Raw genomic sequence first — 15,615 nt, forward strand, 5'->3', positions numbered from 1 at the left:
GACTCTCGTTGCAATATTCAGGAAAGGGTTGCGCTGGCCAGCTTCACGCCAAAGCCGACGAACAGGGCGCCGACGCCACTCGAGGCGCCGGCAGCCAGCCGTTGCCGCCGACGGAACCAGGCCGCCAGACGCACACCGGAGAAAATCAGGAAACTCAGGTACAGGGCACTGAGGATCTCGAGGATCGTGCCCAGCACCAGGAACGACAGGCCGGGGTAGGCGTATCCCGGGTCGACGAACTGAATGAAGAAGGAAATGAAGAAGAGGATCGCCTTGGGGTTGGACAGGCTCAGCAGCAGCGCCTTGCGGAACGGCTGGGCGACATCCACTTCCCTGGCCGGCGCGGCGGCCGCTTCCAGCGGGTGGCGCAGCTTCTGCCAGCCACCGCGGAGCATGCCAATCCCCAGATAGAACAGGTAGGCGGCGCCGACGTACTTCAGCCCCAGGAACAGCATCGGCTCGGTCTTGAGGACCGAGGCGATCCCCAGCGCCGACAGGAACATCAGGATCGCATCACCCAGGAACACCGCGCTCGCCGCCCGGTAGCCCGAAGCCACTCCGCGCTGGGCGGCGGTGGCGAGGACGAACAGCGAGTTCGGCCCCGGCAGCAGGACGATGAACAGCGTACCCAGAACGTAGGTCCAGATATCGGTGATTCCCAGGGTCGGCATCATCATCATTTACCTCTTCGGAGGTCTCAGCGACGCTCGGCCATCGCCGCGATGAAGCGGTCGAACAGCGGGGCGACGTCGTGCGGACCTGGGCTGGCTTCCGGGTGGCCCTGGAAGCTGAAGGCCACCTTGTCGGTGCGCTCGATACCCTGCAGGGTGCCGTCGAACAGCGACTTGTGGGTGGCGCGCAGGTTGGTCGGCATGCTGCCTTCATCGACCGCGAAACCGTGGTTCTGGCTGGTGATCATCACCACGCCCGAATCCAGGTCCTGCACCGGGTGGTTCGCACCGTGGTGGCCGTGGCCCATCTTCAGGGTCTTGGCGCCGGAGGCCAGGGCCAGCAGCTGGTGGCCGAGGCAGATGCCGAATACCGGGATCTCGGTGTCGAGGAACTCGCGGATAGCCTGGATGGCATAGTCGCACGGCTCGGGGTCGCCAGGGCCGTTAGAGAGGAAGATGCCGTCCGGGTTCAGGGCGAGCACTTCGCTGGCCGGGGTTTGCGCCGGCACGACGGTCAGGCGGCAGCCGCGGGCAACCAGCATGCGCAGGATGTTCAGCTTCACGCCGAAATCGTAGGCGACCACGTGGTACGGCAGGTCAGCGGCGGCGACTTCCGGGTGGCTGTCGGTTTCCAGATTCCACACGCTGGAGCGCCATTCGTAGCGCTCGGTGGAAGAAACGACTTTCGCCAGGTCCATGCCCTTCAGGCCCGGGAAGCCGCGCGCCAGTTCGAGGGCTTTTTCCTCGGTGGCGTCGGCGCCTGCCAGGATGCAGCCGTTCTGCGAACCCTTCTCGCGCAGGATGCGGGTCAGGCGGCGGGTATCGATGCCGGCAATGGCAACGGTGCCGTTCTCTTTCAGGTAGTCCGGCAGGGACTGCTTGTCGCGCCAGCTGCTGGAGAGCAGCGGAAGGTCGCGAATGATCAGGCCGGCGGCCCAGACCTTGTTCGACTCGGCGTCTTCGGGCGTAGTGCCGGTGTTGCCGATGTGCGGGTAGGTCAGGGTGACGATCTGTTGGGCGTAGGAAGGATCGGTGAGGATTTCCTGGTAGCCGGTCATGGCGGTGTTGAACACCACCTCTCCAACGGTCTGGCCGTCGGCGCCGATGGCTTCACCGCGAAAAACGCTGCCGTCGGCAAGTGCAAGTATGGCTGGCTTAGTCAAGAAGACCTCCCGTAGTTCAAGCCTGGCTGGGCGTGCGCAGATTGTAAAAAAGCGGGATGACATCAGAAGAAGTCATCCCGCTTTTTATGTGATCATGCTGCGCTGCTTTTAGTGGACACACTAAAGCTGTAGTTTACAGAAAAGCGACATCATGGTCCACCTTTTGCACGACGCACGGCTATGCCACTCGGCGTCGGCGATCTCGCAAGCTGGAGTCGGGCAAGGCGGACAGGAATCGAGGACGCGGAGTATACACGTGCTAAATGAGCACCCGAGACCCCTGCCCAACTCCGCCCGGCCGACGCGCAGCAGATCGCAAGCTGGCACTCAGCGAAGGCCGAGCACGTCCTGCATGTCGTACAGGCCACTGCCCTGCCCTTCCAGCCACTGCGCGGCACGCACGGCACCACGGGCGAAGGTCATGCGACTCGAAGCCTTGTGGGTGATTTCCACGCGCTCGCCGTCAGCGGCGAACAGCACGGTGTGGTCGCCCACCACATCGCCGGCACGCACGGTGGCGAAGCCGATGGTTTCGCGCGAACGGGCACCGGTCTGGCCTTCGCGACCGTACACGGCCACTTTTTCCAGATCACGACCCAGTGCACTGGCAACGACTTCGCCCATACGCAGCGCGGTACCGGACGGCGCATCGACCTTGTGGCGGTGGTGCGCCTCGATGATCTCGATGTCCACCTCGTCACCCAGCACGCGGGCAGCGGTGTCGAGCAGCTTCAGGCAGAGGTTCACACCGACGCTGTAGTTGGCGGCGAAGACGATCGGGATGTCCTTGGCCGCGTCGCTCAGCAACGCTTTCTCCTCGACGGAGAAGCCGGTGGTGCCTATAACCATGGCCTTGCCAGCCTTGCGGCAGACTTCCAGGTTCTTCAGGGTTACGGTCGGATGGGTGAAGTCGATCAGCACATCGAACTCATCGATCACTTTCGACAGGTCACCCGACAGCGGTACGCCAATGCGGCCCAGGCCAGCCAGCTCGCCGGCATCAGCCCCCACCAGGGTGCTGTCCGGACGGTCGACCGCCGCGGTCAGGCCGGCGATGCCGCCCGTCTGCTGTACCGCCTCGATCAGGGTCTTGCCCATGCGCCCGGCGGCGCCCATTACGGCTATACGTCGCATATATACAGCTCCAAGCTAGAAGACCCCGGGCAGCTCATCACCACCCGGGGCCCTGCATCATAGGTCGTCGAAGAAGCGCTTCATACCCTCGAACCAGCCACTGGCCTTGGGCGAATGGGAAGAGTTGCCCTGCAGGGTATTGCGGAACTCTTCGAGCAGCTCGCGCTGACGCTTGTCGAGGTTGACCGGGGTTTCCACGACCACACGGCACATCAGGTCGCCGGCACCACCACCGCGCACCGGGGCGACGCCCTTGCCGCGCAGGCGGAACAGCTTGCCGGTCTGGGTGCCCTCGGGGATCTTCAGCTTCACGCGGCCATCCAGGGTCGGCACTTCCAGCTCGCCACCCAGGGCGGCGTCGGCGAAGCTGATCGGCACTTCGCAGTACAGGTGCTTGCCGTCGCGCTGGAAGATGTCGTGCTCGCGCACGCTCACCACCACGTACAGGTCGCCCGCCGGGCCACCATGGGCACCGGCTTCGCCTTCGCCGGTCAGGCGGATGCGGTCGCCGGTATCGACGCCGGCCGGCACTTTCACCGACAGGGTCTTGTGTTCTTCCACGCGGCCCTGGCCGTGGCAGGAGCCACAGGGGTCGGTGATCATCTTGCCGCTGCCATGGCAGCGCGGGCAGGTCTGCTGCACCGAGAAGAAGCCTTGCTGCATGCGCACCTGGCCGATACCACCGCAGGTGGTACAGGTCACCGGCGTGGTGCCGGGCTTGGCGCCACTACCGCTGCAGGTCTTGCAGCCGACCAGGGTCGGAACGCGGATGGTCACGGTGGTGCCGCGAACCGCGTCTTCCAGGTCGAGATCGAGGGTGTAGCGCAGGTCGGCACCGCGCGCCGGACCGCCACGGGAGCCGCCGCGTCCGCCGCCACCGCCGAAGAAGTCGCTGAAGACATCACCGAAGATGTCCGAGAAGCTCGCGCCACCGAAGCCCGCACCGCCACCGCCCATCTGCGGGTCGACGCCGGCATGGCCGTACTGGTCGTAAGCCGCACGCTTGCTGGCGTCGGACAGCACCTCGTACGCCTCGTTGGCCTCCTTGAATTTCTCCTCGGCCTCCTTGTCGCCGGGATTGCGGTCCGGGTGGAACTTCATGGCCAGCCGGCGATAGGCCTTCTTCAGGTCCGCCTCGCTGGCGCCACGCTCGACACCCAGTACCTCGTAAAAATCACGCTTGGCCATAACTTTCCTGCACCTTGAAAACCTCTCCCCCAGACACGCCAACGCGGGAGCAAGCCCCCGCGTGACGTTTCATGCGCACCGACACGCTTGGTCGGTGCGCCGGAGCGGAAGCAAGCACGCGGCTTACTTGTTCTCCTTGACCTCTTCGAACTCGGCGTCGACGACATCGTCGCCCACCTTGTCGTCAGCGGCCTCGCCATGAGCGGCAGCGCCCGGCTGCGGCTGCTCGGCGTACATCTTCTGCGCCAGCGGAGTGGACGCCTGGGACAGCGCGTTCATCTTCGCTTCGATCTCGGCCTTGTCGTCGCCCTTCACGGCAACTTCCAGCTCGCCCAGCGCCTTCTCGATGGCAGCCTTCTCCTCGGCGGTGGCCTTGTCGCCAGCCTCGGTGATCATCTTGCGAGTGGCGTGGACCAGCGCGTCACCCTGGTTACGGGCAGCGGCCAGCTCCTCGAACTTGCGGTCTTCCTCGGCATTCGCCTCGGCATCACGCACCATCTGCGCAATCTCTTCCTCGGACAGGCCAGAGGAAGCCTTGATCACGATGGACTGCTGCTTGCCGGTGGCCTTGTCCTTCGCGCCCACGTGCAGGATGCCGTTGGCATCGATGTCGAAGGTCACTTCGATCTGCGGAACGCCGCGCGGAGCCGGCGGGATGTCGGCCAGGTCGAACTTGCCCAGCGACTTGTTCTGGCCGGCTTGCTTACGCTCGCCCTGCAGAACATGGATGGTCACGGCGCCCTGGTTGTCATCGGCAGTCGAGAACACCTGCGACTTCTTGGTCGGGATGGTGGTGTTCTTGTCGATCAGCGCGGTCATCACGCCACCGAGGGTTTCGATACCCAGGGTCAGCGGGGTGACGTCGAGCAGCAGCACGTCCTTCACGTCACCGGCCAGCACGGCGCCCTGGATGGCAGCACCCATGGCCACGGCTTCGTCCGGGTTGACGTCTTTGCGAGCTTCCTTGCCGAAGAACTCGGCAACGGTCTTCTGCACCAGCGGCATGCGGGTCTGGCCGCCGACCAGGATCACTTCGTCGATCTTCGAAACGTCCAGGCCTGCGTCTTTCAGCGCTACGCGGCACGGCTCGATGGTGCGGGTGATCAGGTCTTCCACCAGGGATTCCAGCTTGGCGCGGGAAACCTTGACGTTCAGGTGTTTCGGGCCGCTGGCGTCAGCGGTGACGTACGGCAGGTTGACGTCGGTCTGCTGGGTCGAGGACAGCTCGATCTTGGCCTTCTCGGCAGCTTCTTTCAGGCGCTGCATGGCCAGCGGGTCGCCCTTCAGATCCATGCCGGATTCTTTCTTGAACTCCTCAACGAGGTAGTCGATCAGGCGCAGGTCGAAGTCCTCACCACCGAGGAAGGTGTCACCGTTGGTGGCCAATACTTCGAACTGGTGCTCGCCATCGACTTCGGCGATTTCGATCACGGAAACGTCGAAGGTGCCGCCGCCCAGGTCATAGACGATGATGGTGTGGTCGCCCTTGGCCTTGTCCAGGCCGTAGGCCAGCGCAGCCGCGGTCGGTTCGTTGATGATGCGCTTGACGTCCAGACCGGCGATGCGGCCGGCGTCCTTGGTGGCCTGACGCTGGCTGTCGTTGAAGTAGGCCGGAACGGTGATGACCGCTTCGGTGACCGGCTCGCCCAGGTAGTCCTCGGCGGTCTTCTTCATCTTCTTCAGGACTTCGGCGGAGACCTGCGGCGGAGCCATCTTCTGGCCCTTGGCCTCGACCCAGGCGTCGCCGTTGTCAGCCTTGACGATGTTGTACGGCACCATCTTGATGTCTTTCTGTACGACGTCTTCTTCGAAACGACGGCCGATCAGGCGCTTGACCGCGTACAGGGTGTTCTTCGGGTTGGTCACGGCCTGGCGCTTGGCCGGCTGACCTACCAGGATTTCGCCGTCGTTGGCGTAACCGATGATCGACGGGGTGGTACGAGCGCCTTCGGCGTTCTCGATGACCTTGACGTTACCGTTCTCCAGGATGGACACACAGGAGTTGGTGGTCCCCAGGTCGATACCAATGATTTTGCCCATATTTCACTCTCCAGAAATTAGATTCCGCGCTGACCCTGTTGCGGGTCTTTGGCTCGGTTGATTACCCAGATGGGGACCGGGTGGTGAATTTCAAGCCTTCTCGTCGATCGAAGGCGGGGTTTGTTCCGGCGCCTTGCTGACCACGACCATGGCCGGACGCAGCAGGCGACCGTTGAGCAGGTAACCCTTCTGGAACACCTTGACCACGCTGCCCGGCTCGAGGCGGATGCTCTCTTCCATGGCCATGGCCTGGTGGTGTTCGGGGTTGAACGGCTCGCCGTGCGGATCGACCGGCTCGAGGTTGAAGCGCTTCAGGGTGTCGTGGAACATCTTCAGGGTCAGCTCGATGCCTTCGCGCATCGGCTTGATCGCCTCGTCGTCCGGGTTCGACATCTCCAGCGCGCGCTCGAGGGTATCGACGATCGGCAGCAGGTCGCCGGCGAATTTCTCCAGGGCGAACTTGTGCGCTTTCTCCACGTCCTGCTCGGCGCGGCGACGGACGTTCTGCAGCTCGGCGACGGCGCGCAGGCTCTGGTCCTTGGCCGCGGCGACCTGTTCCTCCAGTTCCAGCACGCGGGCGTTCAGGTCCACGGCGCCGGCTTCCGGCTGCTCGTTGAACTGGGAATCCTGAGTCTGTTGTTCGTCAGACATGCCACTCTCCTAAAAAAGAAAATAAGCCTTTGAAAACAAAGCGAACCCCATGGTCCGCGGCTCTGCCGTGTATATGGGGCGCATTTTTTTGACTTCAAGGGCGCCGACCTCAAGGGCAGCCCCAGGACAACGAGAGAAAATTGCCAGCGGCAAAAAATACTGTATAAATAACCAGACCTATTTGCGGAGCCACCGCCCATGCTGGTTCATCTGTCCGTGCACAACTACGCCATCGTCGAGCACCTCGATCTCGAGCTCGCCGCCGGCATGACCGTGATCACCGGCGAAACCGGCGCCGGCAAGTCGATCATGCTCGATGCCCTCGGCCTTGCCCTGGGCGACCGCGCCGACAGCGGCGTGGTGCGCCCCGGAGCCGACAAGACCGACATTCTCGCCAGCTTCGATGTCAGCGCGATTGCCGAAGCCCGCGACTGGCTCGCCGAGCGCGACCTGGAACAGGACGGCCCGTGCATCCTGCGCCGGGTGATCACCGCCGAAGGCCGCTCCCGCGCCTACATCAACGGCTCCCCCTGTCCACTGGGCGACCTCAAGCACCTGGGCGAGCTGCTCATCGATATCCACAGCCAGCACGAGCACCAGTCGCTGCTCAAGGCCGACACCCACCGCCGCCTGCTCGACGAGTACGCCGGCAGCCAGGACCTGGCGCGCCAGGTACATCTCGCCGCGCAGCGCTGGAAGCAGACCCGCCAGGAGCTGGACCGCCTGTCGCGCAACGGCGACGAACAGCGCGCCCGCCACCAGCTGCTCAGCTACCAGCTTGAGGAACTGGAAAACCTCGGCCTGGGTGATAACGAGCTGGAGACGCTGGAAGCCGAGCACAAGACCCAGAGCAATGCCGGCAGCCTGATCGCCGCGTGCCGACAAGTGGTCGAGATGTGCAGTGAAAGCGATGCCGGCAACGTGCTCTCAGCCCTGACGTCGAGCCTCAATCGCCTGACCGCCTTCCCGAGCCAGCCGGTCGCGCTGGGCGAAGCGGTGAACCTGCTGTCCAGCGCGCAGATCCAGGTAGAGGAAGCCATCGGCGAGCTGAACCGCTTCGTCGACAACTTCGATGCCGACCCCATGCGCCTGCAGCAACTGGAAGAGCGCATGGATGCCATCTATAGCCTCGCACGCAAGCACCGCGTGCAACCGCACGAACTGCAGGATCTGCAGCAGCGCCTGCTGGATGAACTGGAAGCGCTGAATGCCGACGACGAAGCTGTCGAACGCCTGGGTGACGAGCTGGCCTCCTATGCCCGCCATTATCAGGAGAAGGCGGAAGAACTCAGCCGCATCCGCCAAACCGCAGCGCCACAACTGGCCAAGGCCGTGGAAGTGGAAATGCAGCGCCTGGGCATGCCTGGGGGGCGTTTCGCCATCGAACTGCGCACAGCCACTTCGGACGAGCCACAGGCGAACGGCCTGGAGCAGCTGGAATTCCTGGTCAGCGCCAACCCCGGCCAACCCATGAAGGGACTGGCGAAGGTCGCCTCGGGCGGCGAGCTGTCGCGTATCAGCCTGGCGATCCAGGTGATCACCGCGCAGACCTCACGCATCCCCACCCTGGTCTTCGACGAAGTGGACGTCGGCATCGGCGGCCCCACCGCCGAAGTGGTCGGCCAACTGCTGCGCCGCCTCGGCGGTCGCGGCCAGGTACTCACCGTCACCCACCTGCCGCAGGTCGCAGCCCAGGGCCACCAGCACCTGTTCGTACACAAGGACCGTGATACCAGCGAAACCCGCACTGCCGTGGCCAATCTGAAGAAGGCCGAGCGCATCGAAGAGATCGCCCGCATGCTCGGCGGTGTCGACCTGACCAAGGAATCCCTGGCCCACGCGCGCAAGATGGTCGACTCAGCGGTACACAACTGAAACATACCCCCGCAGGAGCGAGCTTGCTCGCGAACCGCCCGACACCGGCATAGCCGGAAACCCGTTCGCGAGCAAGCTCGCTCCTACAGAAAGCAACTCAAACGAAAACGGCGACCCAAGGGTCGCCGTTTCTGCATCCGCGCGCGCTTACTTCTTCTTGCGCACGTAGAGCACCAGATTGTGATCGACGAGCTCGAAGCCGCGCTCCTTGACGATCTCCCTCTGGCGCTTCTCGATTTCCGAGTCCATGAACTCGATGACCTCGCCGGTATCGACGCAGACCATGTGATCATGGTGGCCGCTGTCGGCCAGTTCGAACACGGCATGGCCTCCATCGAAGTTGTGACGCACCACCAGGCCGGCGGCCTCGAACTGGGTCAGCACGCGATAGACAGTGGCCAGACCTACGTCCTCACCCGCCTCCATCAGCGCTTTGTAGACATCCTCCGCGCTCATGTGGCGTTGCTCGGCGGAATCGAGCATCTGGAGGATCTTGACGCGCGGCAGCGTGACCTTCAGTCCGGCTTTGCGCAGTTCGCTATTTTCAACCATGTGTGCTTTCTCGGCGCGGGAAGCTTCGCAGCTTCCCTCAATGCAGGTATGATCGGGGTTTCGTCGCTCAGCCAAGATAGTGGAAGTCACCACCCGATGCAAAACGCCAAGCTCATGCTGACCAGTCTCGCTTTCGGGCTGGGACTCGCCGCACTCGCCGGTTGCTCTTTCCCGGGGGTTTACAAGATCGACATCCAGCAGGGCAACGTCGTAACACAAGACATGATAGACCAGTTGAAGCCTGGAATGACCCGACGCCAAGTACGGTTTATCATGGGTAACCCGTTGATCGTCGACACTTTCCATCCCAATCGCTGGGATTACCTGTACAGCATCCAGCCCGGCGGCGGTCAGCGCCAGCAGGAGCGTATGAGCCTGTATTTCAGCGACAGCGACCAGCTGGTTGGCCTCAACGGCGACTTCATGCCCGGCGTGAGCCGCGACGAGTCGATCCTCCGTGCGAGCGACGGCGTAACGCCTCCTCTGAACCCGGAAGCCCCGGTAACCCCGCAGCAGCCCGAGCAACCCAAGGAACAACCGGCCAAGCCCGGCTCCGTGGAAGAGCAGATCCAGAAGGAAGTGGACCAGGTGGAAACCGTGCCGGTCCCGACTCCGGAACCGCTGGACAAGAACCCGCAATAAGGGTCTGCCCCAATATAAAAAGCCCGGCCGACGCCGGGCTTTTTGTTGCCTGCCATTTCAGGGTACGAACTCAGCCCCTGGCAGCCTTGGCCCGGGCCGCGCGCTGCTTGCGCACCTCCTTCGGGTCTGCGATCAACGGCCGGTAGATTTCTACCCGCTCGCCGTCTTCCAGCACGCGCTCATCGGGTCTGGCCACGGCCTTGCCGAAAATCCCCAGCGGGCAATTCTGCACATCCAGATCGGGAAACTGCGCAGCAATGCCCGACAGCAACACGGCCTCGCGCACCCGCGTACCGTAGGGCACGCTCAGACGCAGCAGGGATTGCCGCTCGGGCAGCGCGTAGACCAGTTCGATGGCGATATTCGCCGGGTCAGCCATGGAGCTGCTTGGCACGCTGGCAGAAGGCATCGACCATGGTGTTCGCCGCCTGGGTGAACAGCGGGCCGAGGGTCGCCCTAACCAGAGCGCCGGCATAGTCGAAGGTGAGGTCGAGGGAAATCTTGCAGGCCTGGTCGCCCAGTGCCTTGAAGGTCCACACGCCGTGCAGCTGGGTGAAGGGGCCTTCCTCCAGATTCATCTCGATGCTCTGGCCGGACACCAGCACGTTACGCGTGGTGAAGCGCTGGGTGATGCTGCCCTTGGCCACGGTCAGCTCGGCGCGCATGGCCACCTCGCTTTCATCCAGCACGGTGGAAGCCGAGCACCAGGGCAGGAACTCCGGATAGCGCGCCACATCGTTGACCAGGTCGTACAGTGCCTTCGCCGGGTAGGGCAGCAGCGCCGAACGCTGGATATGCGTGCTCATAGACGTCTCGCTTTGTTATGGGGCGACTCGAACGCCCGCTGATCAAAAACAGCGCGCATTCTCCGAGATTAGTCACGCCCCCTCAAGCTTGCATGCCGGCATGCACGCTCCCGATAGCGGCGCGGCGAGTGACTCCCTATAATGCGCGGCCTATGGCTAAACAGAAGAAACACCCTTCGGGGACCATCGCGCAGAACAAGAAGGCTCTGCACGACTACTTCATCGAGCAGCGCTTCGAGGCGGGCGTCGCCCTGGCCGGCTGGGAAGTGAAAAGCCTGCGTGCCGGCAAGGCGCAGCTGGTGGACAGCTACGTGCTGCTCAAGGATGGCGAAGCCTGGCTGCTGGGCAGCCACATCACGCCGCTGACCACTGCCAGCACCCACGTCATCGCCGACCCGGTGCGCACGCGCAAGCTGCTGCTGCACAAGCGCGAGCTGGGCAAGCTGTTCGGTGCCGTGCAGCAGAAAGGCTACGCCTGCGTCGCACTGTCGATGTACTGGAAGAAGCACCTGATCAAGTGCGAGATCGCACTGGCCAAGGGCAAGAAAGAGTACGACAAGCGCGGCACCGAGAAGGAGCGTGACTCCGACCGGGAAATTCAGCGCGCCATTCGTCACGGCAAGGACGACTGAGTCCTTTCGCGCCCTCCTGCGAGGGCGCGCTGCCAGTCAGGCGTCCACCGCGCCCTGGCGTCGTTGCGCCCGCTGCAGACGTACTTCCTCGGCACGGGCTTCGGCCAGCACTTCCTGCACGTAGTCGATGTGCCGCTGGGAAATTTCCCGCGCCGCCTCCGCCTGCCCGCTGACAATCGCCTCGTATAACTCGCGGTGCTGACGCATCAGCTGTTCGCGGGTTTCGTCGCGCTGCGCGTACATGCCGCCGATGTTGGTCACCACGTTGCGCTTGAGCAGGTCGAACAGGCCACGAATGGTGTGCAGCAGCACGGCGTTGTGGCTCGCCTCGGCGATGGCCAGGTGGAAAGCCGCGTCCGCCGCGCCCTCCTCCGCCCGACCAGCCTTGCCCAGCCCCTGGTAGCAGTCCTGCAGGGTATCGAAGGCCAACTTCAGGCGCTGGTGATCCACCTCGGTAGCGCGCTGCGCCGCGTAGTAGGCGCAGGAGCCTTCCAGGGTATGACGGAACTCCAGCAGATCGCGTTGCGCTTCCGGATTGCTCTCCAGCAGGTGCAGTAACGGATCGCTGAACATCGAGCCCAATCCTTCGCTGACATAGTTGCCGCCGCCCTGCCGACTGACCAGCAACCCCTTGGCACCCAACTTCTGGATCGCCTCACGCAGTGACGGACGCGACACGCCGAACTGCTCGGCCAGCACGCGCTCTGCCGGCAGACGCTCACCAGCCTTGAGGGTGCCTTCGAGAATCATCGCCTCCAGCCGTTCGACGATGTCATCCGACAGACGGCGCTGCTTGACCTGACCAAAACCCATCTTCGTGCTCTCCCACGGCAAAACGCTCTGCGCCGCGACCTGCGCGCCGAGCGCGGCAGCCTAACCAGCCCGCTCGCCAGCAACAAGCCCGCCCCGCTCTCCGGGGCGCCATCGACAAAAGTTGAACTGCAGCAAATTGACACGCCGACAGCAGGGCTTTTACCCTGAGCGCTCGGCTTTCTAAATTGGTATTACCACTTTACCGAACAGTCGATTGCACGACAACTACGCCGCGATCAGTCGACCGCCTGCCAGCGCGCCACAAGCGCAACGGAATCGCCCGACCGGCAACAAGGCCTTCCACCCAAAAACAATTAGGGAGCCAACCTGATGCAAACCTGGCAGCAGATCTATACCCCGCTCGGCAGCCTCGGCCTGTCGGCGCTGGTCGCCGTAATCCCGATCGTATTCTTCTTCCTCGCCCTCGCCGTGTTCCGCCTCAAAGGCCACGTCGCCGGCAGCATTACCCTCGCCCTCTCGATCATCATCGCCATCGCCGCCTTCGGCATGCCCGCCGACATGGCCATCGCTGCCGCCGGCTATGGCTTCGCCTACGGCCTGTGGCCGATCGCCTGGATCATCGTCGCGGCGGTGTTCCTCTACAAACTCACGGTCAAGAGCGGCCAGTTCGAAGTAATCCGCAGCTCGGTGCTGTCGATCACTGGCGACCAGCGCCTGCAGGTACTGCTGATCGGCTTCTCCTTCGGCGCCTTCCTCGAGGGTGCGGCGGGCTTCGGCGCGCCGGTGGCGATCACCGCCGCCCTGCTCGTGGGCCTGGGCTTCAACCCGCTGTACGCCGCGGGCCTGTGCCTGATTGCCAACACGGCGCCGGTGGCCTTCGGCGCCCTGGGCATCCCGATCATCGTGGCGGGCCAGGTCACCGGCATCGACGCGTTCAAGATCGGCGCCATGACCGGCCGCCAGTTGCCTTTCCTGTCGATCCTCGTGCCGTTCTGGCTGGTGTTCATGATGGATGGCCTCAAGGGCGTGAAGGACACCTGGCCGGCCGCACTGGTTGCTGGCGGCAGCTTCGCCGTCACCCAGTACTTCACCTCCAACTTCATCGGCCCGGAGCTGCCGGACATCACCTCCGCCCTGGTCAGCCTGATTTCCCTTACCCTGTTCCTGAAGGTCTGGCAGCCGGCCAGCGAGCCTGAAGTGGTCGCCACTGCCGGCGGCGCTGCAGTCATGGGCGGCAATGGCCCGCGTAGTGCCGAGCCGACGCCCTACAGCTTCGGCGAGATCCTCAAGGCCTGGTCGCCCTTCCTGGTGCTGACCGTGCTGGTCACCATCTGGACCCTGAAGCCGTTCAAGGCCATGTTCGCTCCGGGCGGCACGCTGTACGGCCTGGTGTTCAACTTCGCCATCCCGCACCTTGACCAACTGGTGGTGAAGACCGCCCCCATCGTCGCCAACCCGACTCCGATTGCCGCCGTGTTCAAGCTGGACCCCGTCTCGGCCACCGGCACTGCGATCTTCTTCGCCGCCGTGGTCTCGATGTTCATCCTGCGCATCAGCGCAAAAACTGGTCTTACCACCTTCAAGGAGACCCTGATCGAGCTGAAGTGGCCGATCCTCTCCATCGGCATGGTGCTGGCCTTCGCCTTCGTCACCAACTACTCGGGCATGTCCACCACCCTGGCGCTGGTCCTCGCCGGCACCGGTGCGGCCTTCCCGTTCTTCTCGCCGTTCCTTGGCTGGCTGGGTGTGTTCCTGACCGGTTCGGATACTTCCTCCAACGCACTGTTCAGCTCGCTGCAGTCCACCACCGCGCACCAGATCGGGGTCCACGACACCCTGCTGGTAGCCGCCAACACCAGCGGTGGCGTGACCGGCAAGATGATCTCGCCGCAATCCATCGCCGTGGCCTGCGCCGCCACCGGCATGGTCGGCAAGGAATCGGACCTGTTCCGCTTCACCCTCAAGCACAGCCTGATGTTCGCCGCCATGGTGGGTCTGATCACCCTCGCGCAGGCCTACATCTTCACTGGCATGCTGGTGCATTGAGGGAAATGGCATTGGATCGTCATTCCCGCCCAGGCGGGAATCCGGATTAAGCAGCTAGTTTTCTCTGGGTCCCCGCCTTCGCGGGGACGACGCCTTCGACAAGACCACGATTGATGAGACGCCCATGATCATCTCTGCCTCTACCGACTACCGCGCCGCCGCCCAACGCAAGCTGCCGCCGTTCCTCTTCCATTACGCCGATGGCGGCGCCTACGCGGAACACACGCTGCGCCACAACGTCGAAGACCTGGCCGGCATTGCCCTGCGCCAGCGCGTGCTGAAGAACATGTCCGAGTTGAGCCTTGAGACGAAGCTGTTCAATGAGACACTGAGCATGCCCGTCGCCCTGGCCCCGGTCGGCCTGACCGGCATGTACGCCCGGCGCGGCGAGGTGCAGGCAGCCCGCGCGGCGGCGGCGAAAGGCATCCCCTTTACCATGTCCACGGTATCGGTCTGCCCCATCGAGGAGGTCGCCCCGGCCATCGACCGGCCCATGTGGTTCCAGCTCTACGTGTTGAAGGACCGTGGCTTCATGCGCAATGCCCTGGAGCGCGCCAAGGCTGCCGGCGTCACCACCCTGGTGTTCACCGTCGACATGCCGGTGCCGGGCGCCCGCTACCGCGACGCCCACTCCGGCATGAGCGGCCCAAATGCGCCGCTGCGCCGCGTCTGGCAAGCCATGACCCATCCGGCCTGGGCGCTGGACGTCGGCCTGCTGGGCAAGCCGCACGACCTGGGCAACATCTCCAAGTACCGCGGCAACCCCACGGGACTTGCCGACTACATCGGCTGGCTGGGCGCCAACTTTGACCCGTCGATCTCCTGGAAGGACCTGGAATGGATCCGTGACTTCTGGGACGGCCCGATGGTGATCAAGGGCATCCTCGACCCCGAGGATGCGAAAGACGCGGTGAAATTCGGCGCCGACGGTATCGTCGTGTCCAACCACGGCGGTCGCCAGCTCGACGGCGTACTCTCCAGCGCCCGTGCCCTGCCGGCGATTGCCGATGCGGTGAAAGGCGACTTGAAGATCCTCGCCGACTCCGGCATCCGCAGCGGCCTGGACGTGGTGCGCATGGTCGCCCTGGGCGCAGACACCGTGCTCATCGGCCGCGCCTTCCTCTACGCCCTGGCCACCCACGGCGAAGCCGGCGTGAAGAACCTGCTGGACCTGTTCGAGAAGGAAATGCGCGTGGCCATGGTGCTCACCGGCGCCAAGTCCATCAGCGAGATCACCCGCGACTCGCTGGTGCGCGAGCTGCGCGCGTAACCGAAGGCAAGGCTTCTGGGCTCCCGCATTCGCGGGAGTGACGCCAGGGGATAAGCTCCTTCGCTCGTCATCCCCGCGAACGCGGGGACCCAGATGGCCGAGTCAGCCGCCACTCTACGGCGCCGACTATGACAAACCGATGGGCCGTCCAGCGGTCCACGCTCACCGATG

The 15,615-nt window shown here is 64.0% G+C and carries 15 protein-coding genes; 5 read left to right on the forward strand and 10 right to left on the reverse strand.

Annotation, left to right across the window (positions count from 1 at the left end; all coding sequences use genetic code 11):
- Positions 1 to 17 precede the first annotated feature (17 nt).
- The 6 genes from leuE to grpE all read right to left on the reverse strand — a co-directional run bounded on the left by leuE (position 18) and on the right by grpE (position 6,847).
- Positions 18 to 671, reverse strand: a complete 654-nt coding sequence (gene leuE / locus GA645_RS24205; RefSeq protein WP_152228288.1) for a leucine efflux protein LeuE — start codon at positions 669 to 671, stop codon at positions 18 to 20.
- A gap of 26 nt (positions 672 to 697) precedes the next feature.
- Positions 698 to 1,834, reverse strand: a complete 1,137-nt coding sequence (carA, locus tag GA645_RS24210) for a glutamine-hydrolyzing carbamoyl-phosphate synthase small subunit (protein ID WP_152226188.1) — start codon at positions 1,832 to 1,834, stop codon at positions 698 to 700.
- 327 nt (positions 1,835 to 2,161) lie between these two features.
- Positions 2,162 to 2,968, reverse strand: a complete 807-nt coding sequence (gene dapB / locus GA645_RS24215; RefSeq protein WP_152226189.1) for a 4-hydroxy-tetrahydrodipicolinate reductase — start codon at positions 2,966 to 2,968, stop codon at positions 2,162 to 2,164.
- Between the two features lie 57 nt (positions 2,969 to 3,025).
- A complete protein-coding gene (dnaJ, locus tag GA645_RS24220) occupies positions 3,026 to 4,156 on the reverse strand; it encodes a molecular chaperone DnaJ (RefSeq protein WP_152226190.1) in 1,131 nt (376 codons plus the stop codon).
- Between the two features lie 123 nt (positions 4,157 to 4,279).
- The gene (dnaK, locus tag GA645_RS24225; protein WP_152226191.1) at positions 4,280 to 6,196 is read right to left on the reverse strand and encodes a molecular chaperone DnaK; all 1,917 of its coding nucleotides are present in this window, start codon (positions 6,194 to 6,196) and stop codon (positions 4,280 to 4,282) included.
- 90 nt (positions 6,197 to 6,286) lie between these two features.
- Positions 6,287 to 6,847, reverse strand: a complete 561-nt coding sequence (grpE, locus tag GA645_RS24230; RefSeq protein ID WP_152226192.1) for a nucleotide exchange factor GrpE — start codon at positions 6,845 to 6,847, stop codon at positions 6,287 to 6,289.
- A 198-nt stretch (positions 6,848 to 7,045) separates the two neighbouring features.
- Here grpE and recN point away from each other — a divergent pair, with 198 nt between their 5' ends.
- On the forward strand, positions 7,046 to 8,722 hold the full coding sequence (gene recN / locus GA645_RS24235; protein WP_152226194.1) for a DNA repair protein RecN: 1,677 nt from the start codon (positions 7,046 to 7,048) through the stop codon (positions 8,720 to 8,722).
- Positions 8,723 to 8,869: 147 nt separating this feature from the next.
- Here recN and fur read toward each other — a convergent pair whose 3' ends face one another.
- Positions 8,870 to 9,274, reverse strand: a complete 405-nt coding sequence (gene fur, locus GA645_RS24240) for a ferric iron uptake transcriptional regulator (protein ID WP_152226195.1) — start codon at positions 9,272 to 9,274, stop codon at positions 8,870 to 8,872.
- A gap of 96 nt (positions 9,275 to 9,370) precedes the next feature.
- On the opposite strand from fur, the gene bamE reads away from it, so the two are divergent.
- Positions 9,371 to 9,916 carry an outer membrane protein assembly factor BamE gene (gene bamE, locus GA645_RS24245; RefSeq protein WP_152226197.1) on the forward strand — a complete coding sequence of 182 codons (546 nt, stop codon included), beginning with the start codon at positions 9,371 to 9,373 and terminating at the stop codon, positions 9,914 to 9,916.
- A 70-nt stretch (positions 9,917 to 9,986) separates the two neighbouring features.
- On the opposite strand, the gene GA645_RS24250 is transcribed toward bamE, so the two are convergent.
- Together GA645_RS24250 and GA645_RS24255 are read right to left on the reverse strand one after the other, a co-directional pair.
- Positions 9,987 to 10,295 (reverse strand): RnfH family protein, encoded by a 309-nt coding sequence (locus tag GA645_RS24250; RefSeq protein WP_152226199.1) that lies wholly within the window; start codon positions 10,293 to 10,295, stop codon positions 9,987 to 9,989.
- The gene (locus tag GA645_RS24255; protein ID WP_152226201.1) at positions 10,288 to 10,722 is read right to left on the reverse strand and encodes a type II toxin-antitoxin system RatA family toxin; all 435 of its coding nucleotides are present in this window, start codon (positions 10,720 to 10,722) and stop codon (positions 10,288 to 10,290) included. Before GA645_RS24255 ends, GA645_RS24250 begins: the two co-directional genes overlap by 8 nt.
- Before the next feature lie 152 nt (positions 10,723 to 10,874).
- On the opposite strand from GA645_RS24255, the gene smpB reads away from it, so the two are divergent.
- A complete protein-coding gene (gene smpB, locus GA645_RS24260; protein ID WP_017518965.1) occupies positions 10,875 to 11,354 on the forward strand; it encodes an SsrA-binding protein SmpB in 480 nt (159 codons plus the stop codon).
- A 36-nt stretch (positions 11,355 to 11,390) separates the two neighbouring features.
- Here the strand turns inward: smpB and GA645_RS24265 are convergent, their stop codons facing one another.
- Entirely contained in the window at positions 11,391 to 12,167 is a 777-nt protein-coding gene (locus tag GA645_RS24265) for an FCD domain-containing protein (protein ID WP_152226203.1), read from the reverse strand.
- 330 nt (positions 12,168 to 12,497) lie between these two features.
- On the opposite strand from GA645_RS24265, the gene GA645_RS24270 reads away from it, so the two are divergent.
- Together GA645_RS24270 and lldD are read left to right on the forward strand one after the other, a co-directional pair.
- Positions 12,498 to 14,174, forward strand: coding sequence for a lactate permease LctP family transporter (locus GA645_RS24270; protein ID WP_152226205.1), 1,677 nt, complete (start codon positions 12,498 to 12,500; stop codon positions 14,172 to 14,174).
- A gap of 124 nt (positions 14,175 to 14,298) precedes the next feature.
- Positions 14,299 to 15,444: an FMN-dependent L-lactate dehydrogenase LldD gene (gene lldD, locus GA645_RS24275; RefSeq protein WP_152226207.1), complete on the forward strand. Its 1,146-nt coding sequence runs from the start codon at positions 14,299 to 14,301 to the stop codon at positions 15,442 to 15,444.
- Positions 15,445 to 15,615: the final 171 nt, after the last annotated feature.

Source organism: Pseudomonas sp. SCB32 (assembly GCF_009189165.1).
Classification (GTDB): Bacteria; Pseudomonadota; Gammaproteobacteria; order Pseudomonadales; family Pseudomonadaceae; genus Pseudomonas.